Origin of the sequence: Nocardia sp. CY15 (assembly GCF_009829295.1) — a bacterium.
Classification (GTDB): domain Bacteria; phylum Actinomycetota; class Actinomycetes; order Mycobacteriales; family Mycobacteriaceae; genus Nocardia; species Nocardia sputi.
Genome location: NZ_VUOT01000022.1, coordinates 1 through 20397 on the forward strand (window position 1 = coordinate 1; position 20397 = coordinate 20397).

20 protein-coding genes, 1 tRNA gene and 1 pseudogene are annotated in these 20397 nt (G+C 68.9%); 13 read left to right on the top strand and 9 right to left on the bottom strand.

What is annotated here, in order from left to right:
• Positions 1–313: 313 nt before the first annotated feature.
• From nhaA to GVY39_RS22430, 3 genes and pseudogenes are all read left to right on the top strand, one after another.
• A pseudogene (gene nhaA / locus GVY39_RS34540) lies at positions 314–1522 on the top strand (Na+/H+ antiporter NhaA); the annotation flags it as partial.
• A gap of 129 nt (positions 1523–1651) precedes the next feature.
• The gene (locus GVY39_RS34545; protein WP_255466246.1) at positions 1652–2158 is read left to right on the top strand and encodes a phage holin family protein; all 507 of its coding nucleotides are present in this window, start codon (positions 1652–1654) and stop codon (positions 2156–2158) included.
• 43 nt (positions 2159–2201) lie between these two features.
• Positions 2202–3137, top strand: coding sequence for an alpha/beta fold hydrolase (locus GVY39_RS22430; protein WP_159927955.1), 936 nt, complete (start codon positions 2202–2204; stop codon positions 3135–3137).
• A 50-nt stretch (positions 3138–3187) separates the two neighbouring features.
• Here the strand turns inward: GVY39_RS22430 and GVY39_RS22435 are convergent, their stop codons facing one another.
• The 4 genes from GVY39_RS22435 to nth all read right to left on the bottom strand — a co-directional run bounded on the left by GVY39_RS22435 (position 3188) and on the right by nth (position 6555).
• Positions 3188–4381 carry a MarP family serine protease gene (locus GVY39_RS22435; RefSeq protein ID WP_159927953.1) on the bottom strand — a complete coding sequence of 398 codons (1194 nt, stop codon included), beginning with the start codon at positions 4379–4381 and terminating at the stop codon, positions 3188–3190.
• Positions 4378–5094: a CoA pyrophosphatase gene (locus GVY39_RS22440; protein ID WP_195140583.1), complete on the bottom strand. Its 717-nt coding sequence runs from the start codon at positions 5092–5094 to the stop codon at positions 4378–4380. Before GVY39_RS22440 ends, GVY39_RS22435 begins: the two co-directional genes overlap by 4 nt.
• A gap of 85 nt (positions 5095–5179) precedes the next feature.
• The gene (locus GVY39_RS22445; RefSeq protein ID WP_236565613.1) at positions 5180–5824 is read right to left on the bottom strand and encodes a TlpA disulfide reductase family protein; all 645 of its coding nucleotides are present in this window, start codon (positions 5822–5824) and stop codon (positions 5180–5182) included.
• On the bottom strand, positions 5821–6555 hold the full coding sequence (gene nth / locus GVY39_RS22450; RefSeq protein ID WP_159927980.1) for an endonuclease III: 735 nt from the start codon (positions 6553–6555) through the stop codon (positions 5821–5823). Before nth ends, GVY39_RS22445 begins: the two co-directional genes overlap by 4 nt.
• Before the next feature lie 190 nt (positions 6556–6745).
• Here nth and GVY39_RS22455 point away from each other — a divergent pair, with 190 nt between their 5' ends.
• Together GVY39_RS22455 and GVY39_RS22460 are read left to right on the top strand one after the other, a co-directional pair.
• On the top strand, positions 6746–6988 hold the full coding sequence (locus GVY39_RS22455) for a hypothetical protein (RefSeq protein ID WP_062980679.1): 243 nt from the start codon (positions 6746–6748) through the stop codon (positions 6986–6988).
• A gap of 133 nt (positions 6989–7121) precedes the next feature.
• On the top strand, positions 7122–7796 hold the full coding sequence (locus tag GVY39_RS22460) for a Crp/Fnr family transcriptional regulator (protein ID WP_159927951.1): 675 nt from the start codon (positions 7122–7124) through the stop codon (positions 7794–7796).
• A gap of 65 nt (positions 7797–7861) precedes the next feature.
• On the opposite strand, the gene GVY39_RS22465 is transcribed toward GVY39_RS22460, so the two are convergent.
• The 3 genes from GVY39_RS22465 to GVY39_RS22475 are packed head-to-tail and all read right to left on the bottom strand — an operon-like array spanning position 7862 to position 9326.
• The gene (locus GVY39_RS22465; RefSeq protein WP_159927949.1) at positions 7862–8653 is read right to left on the bottom strand and encodes an MBL fold metallo-hydrolase; all 792 of its coding nucleotides are present in this window, start codon (positions 8651–8653) and stop codon (positions 7862–7864) included.
• Between the two features lie 38 nt (positions 8654–8691).
• Positions 8692–9150, bottom strand: a complete 459-nt coding sequence (locus tag GVY39_RS22470) for a RidA family protein (protein WP_159927947.1) — start codon at positions 9148–9150, stop codon at positions 8692–8694.
• A gap of 14 nt (positions 9151–9164) precedes the next feature.
• On the bottom strand, positions 9165–9326 hold the full coding sequence (locus tag GVY39_RS22475) for a DUF4177 domain-containing protein (protein ID WP_085994820.1): 162 nt from the start codon (positions 9324–9326) through the stop codon (positions 9165–9167).
• Positions 9327–9520: 194 nt separating this feature from the next.
• Between GVY39_RS22475 and GVY39_RS22480 the strand changes: the two genes are divergently transcribed.
• Both GVY39_RS22480 and GVY39_RS22485 read left to right on the top strand, forming a co-directional pair.
• Positions 9521–10540 (top strand): ArsA-related P-loop ATPase, encoded by a 1020-nt coding sequence (locus tag GVY39_RS22480; RefSeq protein WP_159927978.1) that lies wholly within the window; start codon positions 9521–9523, stop codon positions 10538–10540.
• Positions 10537–11676, top strand: coding sequence for an ArsA family ATPase (locus GVY39_RS22485; protein ID WP_159927945.1), 1140 nt, complete (start codon positions 10537–10539; stop codon positions 11674–11676). The genes GVY39_RS22480 and GVY39_RS22485 overlap by 4 nt, the downstream gene beginning before the upstream one ends.
• 114 nt (positions 11677–11790) lie before the next feature.
• On the opposite strand, the gene GVY39_RS22490 is transcribed toward GVY39_RS22485, so the two are convergent.
• A complete protein-coding gene (locus GVY39_RS22490) occupies positions 11791–12114 on the bottom strand; it encodes a WhiB family transcriptional regulator (RefSeq protein WP_014981178.1) in 324 nt (107 codons plus the stop codon).
• A 367-nt stretch (positions 12115–12481) separates the two neighbouring features.
• On the opposite strand from GVY39_RS22490, the gene GVY39_RS22495 reads away from it, so the two are divergent.
• Entirely contained in the window at positions 12482–14851 is a 2370-nt protein-coding gene (locus tag GVY39_RS22495; protein ID WP_159927942.1) for a transglycosylase domain-containing protein, read from the top strand.
• Positions 14852–14906: 55 nt separating this feature from the next.
• Here the strand turns inward: GVY39_RS22495 and GVY39_RS22500 are convergent, their stop codons facing one another.
• Positions 14907–15371 carry a GatB/YqeY domain-containing protein gene (locus GVY39_RS22500; RefSeq protein WP_159927940.1) on the bottom strand — a complete coding sequence of 155 codons (465 nt, stop codon included), beginning with the start codon at positions 15369–15371 and terminating at the stop codon, positions 14907–14909.
• A 132-nt stretch (positions 15372–15503) separates the two neighbouring features.
• On the opposite strand from GVY39_RS22500, the gene GVY39_RS22505 reads away from it, so the two are divergent.
• The 5 genes from GVY39_RS22505 (at position 15504) to GVY39_RS22525 (ending at position 20390) form a co-directional block, all read left to right on the top strand.
• Positions 15504–16466 (top strand): metallophosphoesterase, encoded by a 963-nt coding sequence (locus GVY39_RS22505; RefSeq protein ID WP_159927938.1) that lies wholly within the window; start codon positions 15504–15506, stop codon positions 16464–16466.
• Between the two features lie 38 nt (positions 16467–16504).
• Positions 16505–18175: a hypothetical protein gene (locus GVY39_RS22510; RefSeq protein ID WP_159927936.1), complete on the top strand. Its 1671-nt coding sequence runs from the start codon at positions 16505–16507 to the stop codon at positions 18173–18175.
• 60 nt (positions 18176–18235) lie between these two features.
• Positions 18236–18309: transfer RNA gene (locus GVY39_RS22515), tRNA-Pro, on the top strand.
• A 320-nt stretch (positions 18310–18629) separates the two neighbouring features.
• On the top strand, positions 18630–19505 hold the full coding sequence (locus GVY39_RS22520) for an SDR family oxidoreductase (protein ID WP_159927934.1): 876 nt from the start codon (positions 18630–18632) through the stop codon (positions 19503–19505).
• Positions 19506–19664: 159 nt separating this feature from the next.
• Positions 19665–20390: an SDR family NAD(P)-dependent oxidoreductase gene (locus GVY39_RS22525; protein ID WP_159927932.1), complete on the top strand. Its 726-nt coding sequence runs from the start codon at positions 19665–19667 to the stop codon at positions 20388–20390.
• Positions 20391–20397: the final 7 nt, after the last annotated feature.

Consider the following 20397-nt stretch of genomic DNA (forward strand, 5'->3'; position numbering starts at 1 on the left):
CATCGTCCCCGAACTCCCCAAAACCCGCAGCGGCAAAATCATGCGCCGCCTCCTGCGAGACGTCGCCGAAGGACGCGAACTCGGCGACACCTCCACCCTCGTCGACCCGAGCGTCTTCGAAGCGATCCGGGCGAGCAAGGACTGACCGCGCGGCGCTGGGCACGGCCGGTGGCGGGCTCCGTCACCGGCCGCCCCCGTTAAGATTGCGTCAGGTGTGCCGGGAAGTCTGGTCGGCGAGCGGTCGCGCACGCGTACGCCGGCTCCGGCCGAGTGCAGCGTCCACTCGGCCCGACCACCGCCCGAAAGGTTTCCCGTGATCATCCAAGTGCGCTCGGAACTGTCTCGCTACCTGCGCACGGAAACCGTCGGAGGCGCACTGCTTCTGATCGCCGCGGCGACGGCGTTGCTGTGGGTGAACTCGCCGTGGGGAGCGAGCTATCTGACGATGACCGAGACGGTCGTCGCGATCCCGCGACTGCATTTGGAACTGACGCTGGCCGACTGGACCAAGGACGGTCTGCTCGCGGTCTTCTTCTTCGTCGCGGGCCTTGAACTCAAACGCGAACTGGTCGTCGGCGAACTCGCCGACCGCAGGCGCGCCGCGCTGCCGGTCATCGCGGCGATCGGCGGTGTGGTGACCCCCGCCCTGATCGCGGCCGTCGTCGGCTTCGGCGTCCCCGGCATGGAGCGCGGCTGGGCCATCCCGGTCGCCACCGACATCGCGTTCGCGCTCGCCGTGCTCGCGCTGACCGGTTCGCGCATCCCGGCGGGCGCGCGCGTGTTCCTGCTGAGCCTCGCGGTGGTCGACGACCTGATGGCGATCATCCTGATCGCGGTCCTGTTCACCACGACGGTGTCGCTGCTGTGGCTGCTCGCCGCGGCCGGATGCTTCGCAGGCTGGGCGCTGGGGCAGCGCGCGCGAATCGGTACACCGTTGCTCTATGTTCCGCTGGCGCTGGTGTCCTGGTATGCGCTGCACGAGGCGGGCATCCATCCCACCTTGGCCGGCGTCACGCTCGGCCTGCTCACCCGGGTGCGCCCGGATCCCGGAGAACGACAAGCGCCCGCCACCCGGCTGGAGCACCTCTTCCAGCCGGTCTCCGCCGGGCTGTGCGTTCCGCTGTTCGCCCTGTTCGCCTCCGGAGTCCCGTTGAATCCCAAGGTGTTCGGCGAGTTGTTCACCGACCGGCTCGCCCTCGCCGTGATTCTCGGGCTCCTGATCGGCAAACCGCTCGGCATCTTCGGGATGAGCTGGATGGCAATCCGGTTGGGCATCGCGACCCGCCCCAGCGGGCTCGGCTGGCGGGACATGTTCGCCCTGTCGGTGCTCGGCGCGATCGGGTTCACGGTTAGCCTTCTCGTGGCGGAACTCGCGCTCGCCGATGTCGCGGACGGATCCGCCGTCGAGTTGGCGAAAGCCGCTGTGTTGGTCACATCAATGGCGGCGTCGCTCGCCGGTTCGGCGCTACTGTTGCGGCGTGGGCGTGTCCACCAGGCTCGGCGGGACGCCCGTGCGCTACAACGTGAACAATACGGCGGCGCGAGCGATTCGCCCGGAGGCGGTAGCCTGCGTGACCACGGAGGGCACCGGGTGCGCCGCCCATCGAACGGGAGTTTCAGCAGTGCCGGGACAGGGAGAAGGGTCGACCAAGTGAGTTTCAACCACGGCGGTAACGGGAGCGACGCGGAGCGCGGTCGTACGGTCACCTCCATTCCTCTCACGGACGCCGATCCGCTCGGCTCCGCGAGTTTCGGAACCCTGGTCCGTGACGCAGCCGAGCAGATGTCGACCCTGGTCCGCGCCGAGGTCGAGCTGGCCAAGGCCGAGGTCACCGGCGAGATCAAGAAGGGCCTGCAGGGCAGCGTCTTCTTCATCCTCGCGCTCACCGTGCTGTTGTTCAGCACCTTCTTCTTTTTCTTCTTCCTCGGCGAGCTGCTCGACGTGTGGCTGGCGCGCTGGGCGGCCTTCCTGATCGTCTTCCTGCTGATGATCGCGGCGACCGCGGTGCTGGCGTTCCTCGGGTACCGGCGGGTGAAGAAACTGCGCGCGCCGGAGAAGACGATCGACTCGCTCAAGCAGGCGCGCACGGTGCTGCCGCACGGGCTGGGCGCTTCCGCGCACGAGGATCGCCTTGTGCTGGAGAAGCGGACTTCCTAGGCGCGTTCACGAGCCGATACGGCGGCTACTAGGCTCGATCGGCGTGTCGGCGAACTTGCTTCCGGATCCGTCCAGCGTCCGTTACGACGGACGGTGGACCCATCGGGACGTGCACGCCAACGGCATTCGATTCCACGTCGTGGACGCGGCGCCCGAGCGCTCCGATGCCCCGCTGGTCGTGCTGCTGCACGGCTTCGCCGACTTCTGGTGGTCCTGGCGTCACCAATTGACCGGCCTGGCCGAGCTCGGCTACCGAAGCGTGGCCGTCGACCTGCGCGGCTACGGCGACAGCGACAAGCCGCCGCGCGGTTACGACGGCTGGACGCTCGCCGGTGACGTCGCCGGGCTCATCCGGGCGCTCGGCTACACCGAGGCGACGCTGGTCGGGCACGCCGAAGGCGGATTGGTCTGCTGGACCACCGCGGTGCTGCATCCGCGACTGGTGCGTTCCATCGCGCTGGTCGGCTCGCCGCATCCGTCGGCGCTCAAGAGCGCCGTGCTGCGCAACCGCCGCCAGCGCGCGGCCTGGCTGCCGAACTTCCTTCGCTACCAGTTGCCCCGCTACGGCGAGCATCTACTGACCACCGCCGACGGCTTCGAAGTGGAACGACTGCTACGGCAGCGGGTGAGCGCGGGATGGGCGGGCACCGCCGAGTTCGTCGACACCGCACGACGCATGCGGTCGGCGATTCGCGTTCCCGGGGCCGCGCATTGCGCGCTGGAATACCAGCGCTGGGCCTTCCGCAGTCAATGGCGTCCGGACGGCCGCCGGTTCATGGCGACCATGCGCGAACCCATCCACATTCCGGTACTGGCGATGCGCGGCGAGCTGGACGCGTACGTGCTGCCGGGGACCTTCCGCCGCGACCTCCATCTCTCGCCGGAACGGCGGCTGGCCGGTATCCCGGCGGCGGGCCACTTCGCTCACCAGGAGAACCCGGACGCCGTGACCACGGAGCTGGCCAAGCTTCTCGCATGAGCCGCTGACACCCGCCCCGGCCACGCGGATGCGTGGCCAGGGCCAGCGATTCAGCTGAGTACGCAGGCGCCGGTATCCACCGGGGCGCCGACTCGTTCGGCCGCGTCGAGCTGGGCGCGGACCTCCGCCAGCGTGAGCACGTACCCGGTGTCGTCGTCGGTGACGGCGGCTCCGAACACAACGCCGAGCACCTGCCCTTCCGTATCCACCAGCGGGCCACCGGAATTGCCCGCCCTGACCTGGCCGCGAACGGTGTAGACCTCACGCTCGACGGTGCCGTTGCGGTAGATGGTCGGGCCGGTGAGATCCAGCGTCTCGCGTACCCGGGCCGCGCTCGCGGTGTACGGTCCGCCGCCCGGGTACCCGAGCACGATCGCGCTGTCACCCGAGCGGGCGGGTGCGGGCGCACGCGGCACCACCGGGGCGGTGAGACCGGGCACGGCGAGCACCGCGACGTCCTTGGACGGATCGAACAGCACGACGTTGGCGTCCAGCGGGCCGCGCGGGGTGTCCACCGCGACGCTCGTGGTGCCCGCGACGACGTGGGCGTTGGTCATCACGCGCTCCGGCGCGATCACGAAGCCCGAACCTTCCAGCGCCCGCTGGCAACTCGGCGCGACGCCCCGGATGCGCAGCACGCTCTGCTGCAGGGACGCGGCGACAGGGCTGGCCAGTACGCTCGGATCCGGCGGTTCGACGGCCGCGATCGGCGCCCGCCCGAACGGCCCGATCACGTCCGGCAGGCCGGAGGTGTTGAGCAGCTTGGAGAACTCGTTGGGCAGTTTGCGCAGCCAGTTCGGCGCGACGTCGTTGACGTCGGCGAGCACCCGCGAGCCGTTGATCGCGGTCGCGATGGCCGGCTGCGAGGAGGTGGCCAGCGGCAGCGCCAGCAGCCACGCGGTGACCAGCACGGCGACCGCCTGCAGCACCGCGCCGACCACGCTGTCCACGCTGCGCGTGAACGGATGACGCATGCCGCTGCGCGCGGCGCGTCCCAGCACCATGCCCGCGACTTCACCGACGATCACCAGCACCACGATGAGCAGCACACCGGTGAGCACCCTGGTGCGGCCCTCGTCGACGTGCAGCAGGATGTGCGGCGCGATCAGGATGCCGGCGACCGCGCCGAGCACCACGCCGAGAAAGGCCAGCGCCGAGGCCACCGCGCCCTGCCGCCACCCCGAGGAGGCGGCCAGCAGCGCGAGCAGCACGACGGCGATGTCGAGCCACGCCGATGAGCTCATAACGTCATCCCCACGGCGGCCAAGGCGGTCTCCAAATCACGAACGTCGTCGTGGTCCCACTCGCGGTCCCAACCGGAGGCCTTGCTGATCCCGGCGAGGATCCCGCCGGTCAGGCCCCAGACCAGCATCCCGTCCACCTGGAACGCCGGGCTCTGGTAGCCGAGGGTGCTGCGGACCAGGAAGCGGTTGGCGGGATCGAGCAGCTGCGCCAACGGGACGCGCACGACCCGCTCGGTCTCGCCCTGATCGACGACCCGCACCGCGCCCGGCGTGCGCCAGTACGCGAGGACCGGCGAAACGTCGAAACGGGATGGCGGCACGAACAGCTTCGGCAGCACCGCGTACGGCTCCACGCCGGACCGGTCGAGACCGGTCTCCTCGCAGGCCTCGCGCAGCGCGGTGTCGATCGGCCCGGCGTCGTCCGGGTCCACTGCACCGCCGGGGAAGGCGACCTGCCCGCGATGCTGGCGCATGGTGGAGGCGCGCTGGGTGAGCAGCACTTCCGCGTCGGCGGGCAATCCGCCGGGTGCGGCCGGGTCCGGCTCGGGCGAGCCGCCGAACAGCACGAGCACCGCGGCTTGACGCGGCTTCGAAGTCAGGGTCATGGCGCGGCGCAGCGCCCGCGCCCTGGTCAGGGTGTCAGCGCTGTCGGCGACCGGCTCGGCCGAGCGGGTCAGCCATTTCGGGATGTCGGGCGGCATTTCGATGCTCATCGCACACCTCCCCCGCGCATTCGCCCACCGAGCCGCGTGCTCGCCCGCACCGTCACCTCCACCATCGATTCGTCCACCCGCGTTGTCATGCGGCCACTCCGAGCTTGCCCGCCACCGTGTTCGCGATGTCATCCACCCCGTCGAACGCCCGCACCACGACGTCGGCGACCGAGCCGTCGGCCCGCACCAGCACCGAGATCGGTAACACCGCTGGAGCGCCGACGGCCGTGCGTACCCGCGCGTCGGCGTCGAGCACGCCGGGCAACTGAACGTCCAGTCCGCGCAGCCGCGACAGAGCCTTGGCCTCATCAGGGTCGCTGTGCACGGTCAGCACGGTAATCGCGTTCCCGGCGCGTCGCGCGTATTGCTGCAAATACGGCAACTCCTCAGCGCACGGTGCGCACCAGTAGGCCCACAGGTTCAGCAGGGCGGGCTTGCCCGCCAGCGCGGCGGCCAGGTCGACGGGCCTGCCGTCCGCCAGGCAGTCCAGAGTCATCCCGGCCAGCGGACCGGTTCCGGTGGCGGCGCCGCTCGGGCAGGCGGGCAGACCGGCGGCGGCGCGCACGTCATCGGAAACGCCGGGGGTGCTGGGAGGCGACTGCCGCCCCGTCGTCTCGTCGTCGTCGCGCGGCCACACCGCGACCGCCAGCGCCACCACCACGATCAGACCGGCCAGTGCCCACCGCCACGCATGCCCCGCACTCCTTCGGCCCGAGGGCTCCGGGCTCACCGGCCCACCAGCTCGAGCAGATGCTCCCGCTCCGGCCCTTTCACCAGCTTGGCCGCCGCATCCGGATCGGTCGGCCCGATCCCGAACGACGGGCAGTCTTTGGCCAGGACGCACGCGCCGCACGCGGGCTTGCGGGAATGGCACACGCGCCTGCCGTGGAAGATCACCCGGTGGGAGAGCATCGTCCATTCCTTGCGCTCGATCAGCGCGCCGACGATGTGCTCGACCTTCACCGGATCTTCCTCGTCGGTCCATCCCCAGCGGCGCACCAGGCGGCCGAAATGAGTGTCGACCGTGATGCCGGGCACCCCGAACGCGTTGCCGAGGATGACGTTGGCCGTCTTGCGCCCGATGCCCGGCAACCGCACCAGTTCGGTCAGGGTGTGAGGCAATTCACCGTCGTACTGCTCCAGCAGTGCTTGGCCGAGGCCGATCAGCGAGGCGGCCTTGTTCCGGAAGAACCCGGTGGGCCGGATGTATTCCTCCAGCTCCGCGCGGTTTGCCTCGGCGTATGCGCGGGCGTCCGGGTAGCGGGCGAACAACGCGGGCGTGGTGAGATTCACGCGCTCGTCGGTGCACTGGGCGGAAAGTATTGTCGCCACCGCCAATTCGAGCGGTGTGGTGAAATCCAGCTCACAGTGCGCGTCGGGGAAAGCGGTCGCCAGTTCGCGGTTCATCCGGCGCGCGCGGCGGACCAGCCCGAGCCGGGTTTCCGCCTGTCGCGCCCTGATTTTCCGTTTCGGAGCCGCGGCGGTGGCCGGCGGCGTTTCGGAGGGCTCGGAGCCGGGCGGAAGCCCGTTCCCGGCGGCGGTGGAGGGGGAGACGCGCACGCGTCCACCATACGGAACCGCCGGACAACGTTGCCCTTCCAGTTCAGTTGCCGTGTTCCATCTGAGACCTCGACGGTGTTTACTGCTCGTCATGCAAGGACTCGCTGTGGTGCTCTTCCCAGTGGTGCTGATGCTGTTCGCACTGGGTATGGAGCGGGTCGAGAACCGGCTCCGCAAGCTTCTCGAACCCGACGAAGAGGTTCAGCAGTACCTGGACAAGGCAAGCAATGCCGAGGTGAAGGAGCTGACGAAGCTCGGTTTGCCTGCCGCTGTGGCGCGGATGCGCAAGCGTCGCTCTCGCGGCGAGGAGCTGGACGTGGCCCGCGCGAGCTGACGTGGCGCGAGCGTCGCGCAATCCACTCGTTACGTGGTGTCCGTCACTACGCTGTAGTGACGCCGCGTAGACTGCGCTGTTGGCCGAGTCGCTTCGGTCCAGTACAGAGCCATTTCCCATAAGGAGCACATTCGTGGACGAGGCCCTCGCCAGAGCAGGCATCTTCCAGGGCGTCGAGCCCACTGCGGTGGCCGCCCTCGCCAAGCAACTTCAGCCGGTGGATTTCCCGCGCGGCCACGTCATCTTCAACGAGGGCGAGCCGGGCGACCGGCTGTACATCATCACGGCGGGCAAGGTGAAGATCGGACGCCGCTCGCCGGATGGCCGCGAGAACCTGCTGACCATCATGGGCCCGTCCGACATGTTCGGCGAGCTGTCGATCTTCGACCCGGGCCCGCGTACCTCCACCGCCACCACGGTGACCGAGGTGCGCGCGGTGACGATGGACCGCGACGCCCTCAAGACCTGGATCGATCAGCGGCCCGAGATCGCCGAGCAACTGCTGCGCGTTCTCGCCCGCCGCCTGCGCCGCACCAACAACAACCTGGCCGACCTGATCTTCACCGACGTCCCGGGCCGGGTCGCCAAGGCGCTGCTGCAGCTCGCGCAGCGCTTCGGCACCCAGGAGGCGGGTGCGCTGCGGGTCACCCACGACCTGACCCAGGAGGAGATCGCCCAACTGGTGAGCGCCTCCCGCGAGACCGTGAACAAGGCGCTCGCCGACTTCGCGCATCGCGGCTGGCTGCGCCTGGAGGGCAAGAGCGTGCTCATCTCCGACTCCGAGCGCCTCGCGCGCCGCGCACGGTAACGCACGGAACCTATACGGCGACGCCGGGTTCAGCGCTCCACTGAACCCGGCGTTCTGTCGTTCTGCTATCCCTGCGCGCGCAGGTAATTCAGCTGAGCCTGCACCGAACTGCGCGCGGCAGGCCACAGCCGCTTGTCCACGTCCGAGTACACCCGCCGCACCACCGCCATCGCACCCGCATCCGGGCCGAGCGTCCGCAGCGCCTCCCGCACCTGATCGAGGCGCTCGTGCCGATGAGCGATGTAGTAGCGGGCGACCGGCTCCAGATCCGGGTGATCCGGACCGTGGGCGGGCAGCAACGCCTTGCCCTTGCCCGCCTCGACCAGCCGGTCCAGCGAGGACAGATAGTCGGCCAGGGTGCCGTCGCTGGAGTCCAGCACGGTGGTTCCCGCGCCGAGGATGGTATCGCCGGTCAGCACCGCGTCGTCGAGGAGGAAACTCACCGAGTCGGCGGTGTGGCCCGGCGTGTGCAGCACGGTGATCCGCAAGCCCGCCGCCTCGATCACCTCACCGTCCTCTAGGCGGGCGTCCGAGCCCCGCAGGAAGGCGGGATCCTTGGCTCGCACCGGCGTGCCGGTCAGCGAGACCAGCCGATCTATACCGCCGGTGTGGTCGTGATGGCGGTGGGTGATCAAGGTGAGGGCGATCCGGCCACCGGTGGCGTCGGTGATCGCGGCGCTGTGCGCTTTGTCTTTCGGCCCCGGGTCCACGACCACACAATCCGACCGTCCGGGGGCGCGAAGGATCCAGGTGTTGGTTCCCTCCAGGGTCATCTGCCCCGGATTGTCGGCGAGCAGCACCGCCGCCGTTTCGGTGACCTGCCGGAGCTGCCCGTAGGCGGGGTGTGTCAACGTCATCGCAAACCTCGGATAGAGATGGAGCCGGTAGTTCCGGTCTAGCGCACCTCGGCGATGAGTTCGACTTCGACCGGGGTGTCGCGCGGAAGTTCGGCGACGCCGACGGCCGAGCGCGCGTGCTTGCCCGCGTCACCGAAGACCTGCCCCAGGAACTCCGACGCGCCGTTGATCACCACCGGCTGATCGCCGAAGCCCGGCGCCGATGCGACGAACCCGACCACCTTCACGATCCGCACCACCGCGTCCAGCCCGACCAGGTCGTGCACCGCCGCCAGCGCGTTCAGCGCGCACAACCGCGCGGCCTCCTTGGCCGCCTCGACCGAAACCTCCGCGCCGACCTTGCCGACCGCGGACAATCGACCGTCTACGAACGGCAGCTGGCCGGAGGTGTAGACGAGCGACCCGGTACGGATCGCGGGAATGTAGGCCGCGACCGGGGCCACGACCGGAGGCAGGGTGAGTCCGAGTTCGGCGAGATTTTTCTCCCACTGGGTCACTGCGTCACCCTCCTCTACTTGGGCCGCTTGAGGTAGGCGACGTGCTGCTCACCGGTCGGGCCGGGCAGCACCGTGACCAGCTCCCAGCCGTCGGCTCCCCACTGGTCGAGGATCTGCTTCGTCGCGTGCGTCAGCAGCGGCACGGTCGCGTACTCCCACAAGGTCGTATCACTCATGTGCGAGAGCGTAGCTCTGTTGAATTGCGGCGACTGCGTCGCGGCGTGTTCGCGGCCTTCGTGTGGCTGGAGGCACAGGTGGGAGCCGGATTCTGTCTGGTACAGCGGCGCGCCGGGACCGGGGAGTAGCTGGAGCCCTCGGACGGCATCGGGTAACGAGTTATAGGCTCGCGATCGTGGGAGTACCAACAGCAGTGCCGCTTTCGGCGGAGCCGGGACTGGACACAAGGTGGCCGAAGCGCGCTGAGCAGGCCCGCTTGCACTACGTCTCCGGCAAGGGAGGCACGGGCAAGTCGACGGTGGCCGGGGCCCTGGCCCTGGCGCTCGCCGCGGGCGGACGGCGCGTGCTGTTGGTCGAGGTGGAGAGCAGACAATCGATCGCGCAGCTGTTCGACCTGCCGCCGCTGCCACCGACCGAGACACGAATCGCCACCGCGGACGGCGGCGGTGAGGTGGTCGCACTGGCGCTGGACATCGAGCACGCGTTTCTCGAATACCTCGACATGTTCTACAACCTCGGCTTCGCGGGGCGGGCGATGCGCAGGATGGGCGCCATCGAGTTCGTCACCACGATCGCGCCCGGTCTACGCGACGTCATCCTGACCGGCAAGATCAAGGAATGCGCGGTTCGCGTGGACAAGTCCGGCAGGCGGGTCTACGACGAGATCGTGGTCGATGCCCCGCCCACCGGCCGGATCGCCGGGTTCCTCGACGTCACCAAGGCGATGGCCGAAGTAGCCAAGGGCGGGCCGATCGCCTCGCAGGCCGAGGGCGTGTCCAAACTGCTGCACTCCGACCAGACCATGATTCATCTGGTCACGCTGCTGGAAGCGCTGCCGGTGCAGGAAACCACGGACGCCATCGCCGAGCTCACCGCCGCCGACCTACGCATCGGCACCGTCATCGTAAACCGGGCGACCGAAGGCCAGCTCCCAGCGGACCTGCGCGCCCGGGCCGCTCGGGGTGAGCTGGACGCCGACGCCGTCCGCGCGGGCTTGGCCGCCGCGGGGATCGACCTCTCCGACAGCGATTTCCAGGGCCTGCTCACCGAGACGTTCGAGCACTCCGCCACTCTGCAAGCACAGGACGACAGCGCCGAGGAACTGGCCAAGGTCGACATCTCCCGGCTCTACCTGCCCGCCCTTCCCGACGGAATGGATCTGGGCGGACTCTACGAACTAGCCGAACACCTCACCGCACAGGGAGTCCGATGAGCACGCCGACCCACCCCCCGGCTGCCTCGCTCGATGTTTCGCGGATCCTGGCCGACCCCTCCGCCCGCGTGGTGGTCTGCTGCGGCTCCGGTGGCGTCGGCAAGACGACCACCGCCGCCGCCATCGCGCTGCGCGCCGCCGAGCAGGGACGCAAGGTCGTGGTGCTCACCATCGACCCCGCGCGCAGGCTGGCCCAGTCACTGGGCGTCGCCGACCTGGGCAACAACCCCCAACGGGTGGCGCTGGGTCCCGAGGCCAAGGGCGAGTTGTACGCGATGATGCTCAACATGCGCCGCACGTTCGACGACATGGTGCTCGAGCACACCAGCGGGGAGAAAGCGGAGCAGATCTTCGCCAACCCCTTCTATCAGACGGTCGCTTCCTCCTTCGGCGGCACACAGGAATACATGGCGATGGAGAAGCTGGGCCAGCTGGCCCACCGAGGCGAGTGGGACCTGATCGTGGTCGACACCCCGCCCTCGCGCAATGCCCTCGACTTCCTGGACGCTCCCAAGCGACTGGGCAATTTCCTCAACGGCCGGATGATCCGGGTGATCATGGCTCCCGGCCGCGGCGTCACCCGGTTGGTGACCGGCGCGATGAGCTTGGCGGTGCGCGGTGTGTCCACCGTCGTCGGTGGTCAGATGCTCAAGGACGCGTCCAACTTCCTGCAATCGCTGGAGTCGCTGTTCGGTGGCTTCCAGGAACGGGCGGAGCGGACCTTCGCGATGCTGTCGAAGCCGGGCACGCACTTTCTCGTGGTGGCGGCGCCGGAACCGGACGCGCTGCGGGAGGCCTCGTTCTTCGTCGATCGCCTCTCGACCGAGAGAATGCCGCTGGCGGGCCTGGTGCTCAACCGCACGCATCCGGCGCTGAGCACGCTGCCGGCCGATCACGCCCTCACCGCCGCCGACCAGGTGGCGGACTCCGATCCGCTCACCGCGGCGGTGCTGCGTGTGCACGCCCGCCGGGTCGCCACCGACAAGCGGGAGCAACACCTGCTCCACCGCTTCACGGGCGCGCACCCGCGCGTGCCGATCGTCTCGGTCACCGCGCTTCCGTTCGAGGTGTCCGACCTCGACGCGCTGCGCGTCGTCGGCGATCAGCTCACCGGCACGACCCGCGCGACCGCCTGATACTTAGGCGAATCCGCTATTGCTCCGAACGAAAATAGTGGTCCTGAAACGAAACTGAGCCCGCTCGCGCGGGCTCCGTTTCGGTTTTGCCGGTCTACATCGACCTCCATCGACCTACATCGCCACTTGATGCTGACGCTGGGCCTGGAAGAAATCGGCCCACGAGGTCACTTCCGGATGCTGCTTCAACAGGGCGCGGCGCTGCCGCTCCGTCATGCCGCCCCACACACCGAACTCGACGCGGTTGTCGAGCGCGTCGGCACCGCACTGCATGAGCACTGGGCAGTGCCTGCAGATCGTCGCCGCTTTGCGCTGCGCCGCGCCGCGGACGAACAACTGATCGGGATCCACTTCCTTGCATCGGGCCTGGGCTACCCAGGCGATCCTTGCTTCGGCCTGCTCCACGTCCAATCGAGCGATGGGGGTTGTCATGTGCATTTGGTGTGCCCCTTTGCAGTCCGAACACCGGGTCAACGGCGCTCCAGAATCGCGTTGTCACCACGCAGCACCCAAACCCCGCTGCGAAGTGCACCACATTCCACTTTGAGTGTTAGCTCTATCACACTGGGTTCTCAATCTAGGTAAAGGTATGGCGCTTGCGCAAGACCACCTCGAGATTTTTTGGTACGTCCGTCCCTGCAAAGCCGGGCCCGCACTGGACGGGCAGGCAGATTGCCCATGGGCCGTCGTACGACACGCCGAGCGCGATCGCGCGACACGCCCATTCCGGTTCGCGAACAAGCAGTTCCGGGCTCCGGACAAACGCCGCCAAGAACGCTCGAATGGCAACCCGTAGTCTTGTTTCGTGCCGATCACACATACGCTCGCGCGGCTGGCCGGCAGCTGCGTGCTGGCCTCCGTGCTCGTCGCCGGGTTGTTGTTCCCGCTCGCCGGCGGCTTCGGGTTCGTCTCCAACCGTGCCGCCGACGCCGTCGACAACGTCTCCGCGGAGCTGGTCGAGGGAACGGTGCCCGCGGTCTCGACCATGGTCGACGCGGCGGGCAATCCGATCGCCTGGCTGTACGAGCAGCGCCGATTCGAGGTCCCCAGCGACCGGATCTCCAACGACATGAAACTGGCGATCGTGTCCATCGAGGACCGCCGCTTCGCCGAGCACGAGGGCGTCGACTGGCAGGGCACGCTGCGCGCATTCCTCACCAACACCACCAGCGGCGAGGTCCAGCAAGGCGCCTCGACACTGGATCAGCAGTATGTGAAGAATTTCCAGCTGCTGGTGGTCGCCAAGACCGACGCCGAGCGCCGGGCCGCCATCGAGACCACTCCGGCCCGCAAGATCCGGGAGATCCGGATGGCCCTGACGCTGGACCGCGAGCTGACCAAGGACGAGATCTTGACCAGGTACCTCAACCTGGTCCCGTTCGGTAACTCCTCCTACGGCATCCAGGACGCCGCGAAGACCTACTTCGGCATCGACGCGGCCGAGCTGAACGTGTCGCAGGCCGCGATGCTGGCGGGCATGGTGCAGAGCTCGTCCAAGCTCAACCCCTACACCAACCCGGACGGCGTGCTGGCCAGGCGCAACACGGTGCTGGACACGATGATCCAGAACATCCCCAGCCGCGCCGAGGAGTTCCGCGAGGCCAAGACCAAGCCGCTGGGCGTGCTGCCGGAGCCCAAGGGCCTGCCGCGCGGCTGCATCGCGGCCAACGACCGTGGCTTCTTCTGCGACTACGCGCTGCAGTATCTGGCCAATTCGGGCATCAGTCGCGAGCAGATCGAAAAGGGCGGCTACCTGATCAGGACGACCCTCGACCCGGCCGTGCAGGACTCGGTGAAGCGAGCGGTGACCGACGCGGCGAACCCCGATCTGGACAACATCGCAGAGGTCATGTCCGTGGTCGCGCCGGGGCAGGACTCGCATCCGGTGCTCGCGATGGCCAGCAGTCGCACCTACGGCCTCAACCGGGACGCGAGCGAGACCGTGCAGCCGCAGCCGTACTCGATGGTCGGTGACGGCGCGGGCTCGATCTTCAAGGTGTTCACGACCGCCGCGGCCATGGAGAAAGGGCTCGGCATCGACGCCCAGCTGGAGGTGCCCGGCCGGTTCGAGGCCAAGGGCATGGGTAACGGTGGTGCGCGCGGATGCCCGCCCGCCACCTACTGCGTCGAGAACGCGGGCCGGTACAAGTCGCCCATGTCGGTGACCGAAGCGCTGGCAACCTCGCCGAACACCGCCTTCGTCAAGCTGATCCAGGCCGTCGGCGTCACCCCGACCGTGGACATGGCGGTCCGGCTCGGTATGCGCTCGTTCACCGAAGCGGGCAGCTCGGGCCACGGCAACCAGAGCCTGGCCGACATGATCAAGGACCAGAACCTCGGCTCGTTCACCCTGGGCCCGGTCGCGATCAACCCGCTCGAGCTGTCCAACGTCGCCGCGACGCTGGGTTCCGGCGGCCGATGGTGCCCGCCGAACCCGATCAAGGAGGTCATCGACCGCCAGGGCAAGCAGGTGCCGCTGACGCAGCAGGCTTGCGAACAGGTCGTCGAGCCCGGTCTGGCGAACACCCTCGCCAACGCCATGAGCAAGGACGACACCTCGGGTACGGCGGCGGCCGCGGCCCAGTCGGTGGGCTGGAACCTTCCGATGGCGGGCAAGACCGGTACCACCGAGAGTCACCGCTCCTCGGCCTTCCTCGGGTTCACCAACTCGCTCGCCGCCGCGGTGTACGTCTACGGTGACAGCCCGACTCCCGGTGAGATCTGCTCCTTCCCGCTGCGCAACTGCGGCGACGGCAACCTGTTCGGCGGTAACGAACCGGCGCGCACCTGGTTCAACGCGGTCAAACCGGTGATACCGCTGTTCCCGCCGCCCGCACTGCCGCCGCTGGACGACAAGTACGTGCGCGGCGCGAACAACGCCCAGGTGCCCGACGTCGTCGGCATGCCCCAGGGTGAGGCGACCGCCAAGCTGGTCGCGGCGGGCTTCCAGGTGTCGCCGGTGACCGGCGCGGGCGATCGTCCCAAGGGCACCGTGATGGGTACCGCGCCGAACGGGTCGGCGATTCCCGGCTCGGTTATCACGCTGTACATCAGCGACGGCACCGTCCGGGCCGCGCCGCCGCCGGGCCCGCCGCCACCGCCGCCGGGATTGCCGGGGCTGCCGCTACCGCCGCGGCTGCCACCGATCCCGATCCCGATCCCGATTCCGCGCTGAGCATGAGAAAGGGGCCGCGAACCACATGGTTCGCGGCCCCTTTCTCGCTGTTGTCCTACAGCCGCGCTTTCACTGCGGCCGAAACGCGTGAGCCGTCGGCCTTGCCCGCGGCGAGCCCGGTGGCGATCTTCATGACCTGGCCCATCTGGCGCATCCCGGGACGCTCACCGATCTCCTCGGCGACCTGCGCGATGGCGGTGTCGGCGAGATCGGCCACCTCGGCGTCGGTCAGCTGGGTGGGCAGATACTCTTCGATGATGCGCGACTCGGCATGCTCGTTCGCCGCCAGTTCGCCGCGCCCGGCCTGCGTGTAGACCTCGGCGGATTCGTTGCGCTTCTTCGCCTCCTTCTGCAGCACGGAGACGACCTCGGCGTCGGTGAGTTCACGCGCCTGAGCGCCGGCGACCTCAGCGGTCTGGATCGCCGACAGCAGCATCCGCAATGTGGAAAGGCGCAGCGTGTCCTTGGCTTTCATCGCGGCGGTCAAGTCCGCGCGCAGCTGCGATTTGAGTTCCGACATGCCGCTCACGGTAGCCGCTGCGGCGCGGCGGTCCCACTACATTTGCCGCGTCGCGCGAATTCCCGCCGCGAACGGGGCGCTTGTGCGTAAACACACTCGGCGCTCCCGCGTGAGGTCACCTATGCTGGGCAAATGCCCGTGATCTCGACCTCTGCTGTCCGCACGACCGCGCTGGGAGCCGCCGGGGCCGCGGTGGCCGGAATCGGCTACGCCTCGCTGGTCGAACGCAACGCCTTCGTCCTACGGGAGGCGACCATGCCCGTGCTGGCGCCGGGGTCGTCGTCGCTGCGGATGCTCCACCTCAGTGACCTGCACATGATGCCGGGGCAGAAGCTCAAGCAGCAGTGGCTGCGGGAGCTGGACCGGCTGGAACCCGACCTGGTGGTCAACACCGGCGACAACCTCTCGCACCAGAAGTCGGTGCCCGCGGTGGTCCAGGCCCTCGGCGGATTGCTCTCCCGCCCAGGCCTTTTCGTTTTCGGCAGCAACGATTACTTCGCGCCGGTGGCGAAGAACCCGCTGAAGTACTTCAAGAAGGATCACCGCCGCACCTACGGCGCGCCGCTGCCCTGGAAAGACCTGCGCGCGGCCTTCACCGAGCGCGGTTGGCTCGATCTCACGCACGTGCGCCGCGATCTGGAGGTGGCGGGCATCCGCATCGCCACCGCCGGTGTCGATGATCCGCACTTGCAACGCGACCGCTACGACACCGTCGCGGGCGCCCCGAACCCGCTGGCCGATCTGCGGATCGGCCTCACCCACTCCCCCGAGCCCCGAGTGCTGGATCGCTTCGCCGAGGACGGCTACGACCTGGTGCTGGCCGGGCACACCCACGGCGGCCAGCTGTGCCTGCCCGGCTACGGCGCACTGGTCACCAACTGCGGGATCGACCGGTCCCGGGTGAAGGGTCCGTCGAAGTGGGGTGCGCACACCCAGCTGCACGTCTCCGCGGGCGTCGGCACCTCCCCGTGGGCGCCGTACCGATTCTGCTGCCGCCCGGAGGCGACCTTGTTGACGCTGGTGGCCGCGCCTCCGAAGCGGCCGGTGGCCGACACGGGCCACGGGGTGTCGGCATCGGAGGCCGTGGCCCGCTAAGGTCCCCTGCCGAGACGTGTGGCAGGTAGGGGACAACTGTGAGTGGATTCGACGACCGGCGCGGCCCGACGAACCCGGGGCGGCCCGCCGGGCCACCCACGGCAGGGCAGCAACCCATCGACCGCCCGCATCTCGTGCCCGTACCCGCCCCGGACGACGCCGATGCCACGTGGCGGCCGAACCTCGTGACGCCTCCGATCGCACCGGACCGATCCGACGTCCCGCCACCGTCGTCGCAGTGGCAGCCGGGCGGGTACGACGAACCCCCGCACCCCGCTGTCACGCCCTGGCAGCGTGGTGGGCAGGAACAATCCTCCGGCCATGATGCTGGGCAGCGTCCTGTGGATCCGAACGAGCATGCCCCGACGTCCCGGTGGCAGCCGGAAGCCGGAGGCGCGCCGTCTCATCCTCGGCAGCCCGACCCCACCATGCAGTGGCCACCGAACGACGAGACCGCGCCCACCCTTCAGTGGCGACCCGGCGGGCAGAGTGACCCCGCCACGTCATGGGCAGGTGGTCCGGCGTCGAACACTTCCGGACAGGCCGATCCGACCATGCTCTCCCAGTCACTGGACGGCCCGCAGCCCGGACGCGACGACCCGACCGTGCTCCGCCCGTCTCTCCGACCGGCCGGGCAGTGGCCGCCGCAGTCCGAGCCGACTCCCGTCGCGCCCGGGCGCGACGATCCGACCATGCTCGGGCAGCCGCTCGGCGCGCTCGACCAGCCCGCTCCGTTCGGGGGGCGGGGGCCGAGTCCCGGCGACGCCGCGCCGACCCTGCTCGGCTATCCGAGCGCCGACCGGTTCGGCCGACCGGCGCAGACCTTGCAGTGGCAACCACCGGGAGGACCGGGGCAGTACGGCGCCGCGCCAGGTGGTCGGTATCAGCCCTACGGCCCCCATGACGGCTTCGGCGGACCGCCGCCACAGCCGAACCGTCCGGGCGGGAGCGGCAAGGGGAAGATCGTTCTGTCGGCCGGTCTGGCCGTACTGCTGGTGGCGGGTCTCGTCGCCGGCGCGGTGGCCTTGACCACTATGAAGACAGACGATCCCGCACAGGCCGGCTCGCCCTCGATGGTGAACGCGCTCACCACTACGGCGGGCTCGCCCGCCCGGACGACGACGACGACCAAACCAGCCCCGACGACGACCGCGCGGGGGCAAGGCGACAAAACCCCGCTCATACCCGGCTACCAGGTCGTACGAGCGCCCGACAGCGGCGCCGCCTACGACGTGCCCGCCGACTGGACGATCGCCCCGCAGAACACCATCGGCGGCTTCGGTGAACCGCCGAACGCCGTCGTGGGTAAGGGCTTGGCCAGCGAAGGCAAGGGCTACTGCCCCGGCTCCACGCGAACCGTCGCTTTCCTCACCGGCTCCGACACCTCCGACCCGGGTCGAGCGGCAACCGAGCTCGGCACGCGGACCGCCACGCTCGCCTACAAGGCCACGCCCGGCGGCACACCGGGCCTGCCCATGCCGTTGGCGTCGCTGGACGGATCCCAGCACGGCATGTTCGTGGAAACCAAAGGCACCGTCGCCGACGCCAAGCCGGGTTGCGCGAAGGCGTACTCCGTCTACACCGCCGCGTTCCCCAACGACAACGGCACCTTCGTCATGGTGATCGCCGCCGACACCGGCGTCCCGAACGCACTCGACGCCGAGACCGCCAAGCGCATCTTCACCAGCATCCGCCCCCTCGCAGGCTGACTGACCTGCCGGTTTAACGTCTCGCGTCCCCCTGTTGTAAGCTACTCCAGGTTCGCATCACGGGGTGTGGCGCAGCTTGGTAGCGCGCTTCGTTCGGGACGAAGAGGTCGCAGGTTCAAATCCTGTCACCCCGACTCGTGGTTGAGACGACGGGGAGGCCCCTGACCAGTACGCATGGTCAGGGGCCTTCTCCGTTGCCAGGGACACCCGGAGTGATGCCGATGCCGGTAGGCAGCGAAAAGGCAGCATCAGCCCGGAATCAGCTCACCAGGACGCCATCGGAGCCCTTCTGTGGACGGACGGTCCGGAGGCAGCGAACTCGCGGCACTCCGCGCGGCGTGGATCGACCGGTGCAGACCGGCCGCCGCTGTGGCCGCCGAACCGCTCCCGCTTCCCTTGAACGCCGGTTAGCCTCGGAGCACGATCGACCCAGAACCGAAGGGCAGCAACAGCTATGAACGGACCCAGCCGTCCATCCGCCGCAGTCGAGGGTCTGCTCACCGGCAAGACCGCCGTGATCACCGGCGCCAGCCGAGGTATCGGCCTGGCGATCGCGATCAGGTTCGCGGCGGAGGGCGCGAACGTCGCGATGGTCGCCCGCACGCAGGAGCCGCACCCAAAACTGCCCGGCACCATCCACACCGCCGCGGCTCGGGTCGAGGCCGCCGGCGGCGACGTACTGCCGCTGGTGGCGGACGTCCGCGACGACAGGGCGATGACCGAGGTGGTCGACCAGGTCGTCGATCGGTTCGGCGGCATCGACATCTTGCTCAACAACGCCGGATCGGTCGATCTGACCAACGCCGAGCAGATCGGCATGCAGCGCTACGACCACATGCAAGCTGTGAACCTTCGCGCCCCGTTCCTGCTGTCGAAGCTGGCTCTCCCGCATCTGCGCGTCTCGGCCGGGGCCGGTCGGAACCCGCATATCGTCACGCTCTCCCCGCCGCTCAACATGAATCCCGAATGGGTCGGCAACGGCGTCGCCTACACCGTCTCCAAATACGGTGTCAGCATCGCCACCATCGGTTTGGCGCACGAATTCCGGCCATACGGCATCGCCGTCAACTCGCTGTGGCCACGCACGAAGATCGACACCGCCGCGGTGCGCAATCTGCTCGGCGGCGAGGAAGCCGTCGCCGCGTCCCGCACCGCCCACATCTGCGCCGACGCCGCCCTGCTCATGGTGACCAGCCCCGCCGCGACACATACCGGTCAGCTTCTGCTCGATGAGGACGTCCTCACTGCCAACGGCATCACCGATCTCGACCGTTACCGCGTGGTTCCCGGTGACGGTGCGCTGGCCAACGACCTTTTCGTCGACGCGTAGGCAATACGGCGGCGATCGCGGCCGCCGGTTCTGCTCTCGAAACCGAGAAAGTACCGACGACACGAAGAGGATCAATGGTCGTCCGGAGGGGTCATCGGTCCGTGAGCGGGAATACCATCGCTGAAACAGGATTCCCCGCAATCGACGAAAGGTCGGCAGATGAGCAAGCCCGTCGATAGCCTGCCCGCGGACAAACCGCTGTCCGGGAAAACCGCGCTGGTTACGGCGGCCTACACCGGAATCGGCAGGTCGATCGCGAAAACGCTTGCCGCGCAAGGCGCTGTGGTAGTGATTCACCATCCACACTTCCCGGAGCCTGCCGCGGAGGTGGTCGGCGAGATCACCGAAGCCGGCGGCAAGGCGCTGGCCCTCGCGGCGGACGTCGCCGATCGCGGCGAGTACGAGGAGCTGGTGCAGGCGCTGCTCGACGAATGCGGCGGCTGGCACCTGCTGGTCAACACCGCGGCGGTGCCGGAGTCCGAGCCGTTCCCCAAGCTGACCTCGGAAGCATTCGACAGCGGCTTCGCGGCGACGGTGAAGGGCGTGTTCCACGGCTTGCAGCTGGCCTCGCAGCACCTGGCCGACGAAGGCCGGATCATCAACGTCTGTGATCCCGCCGACCCGGGCGGCGCGGTGCACGACGCGACGCGCGGCGCGGTCGAGCAACTCGGCCAGGCCGTGGCCCCGGACTTCGTGCCGCGGCGGATCACCGTCAACACGGTCAGCTACGGCGTCGGCACGACCGACAACGCGGAACTCGAGACCGCACTCGCCGCGCTGAGCCCGGCCGATCCGGCGGCGGTGGTCGCCTACCTGGCCGGAGACGGGGCGAGCACCGTGAACGCGCAAGTCATCCGGATCAACGAGACCGGCTCGCCGCGATAGACCCCCG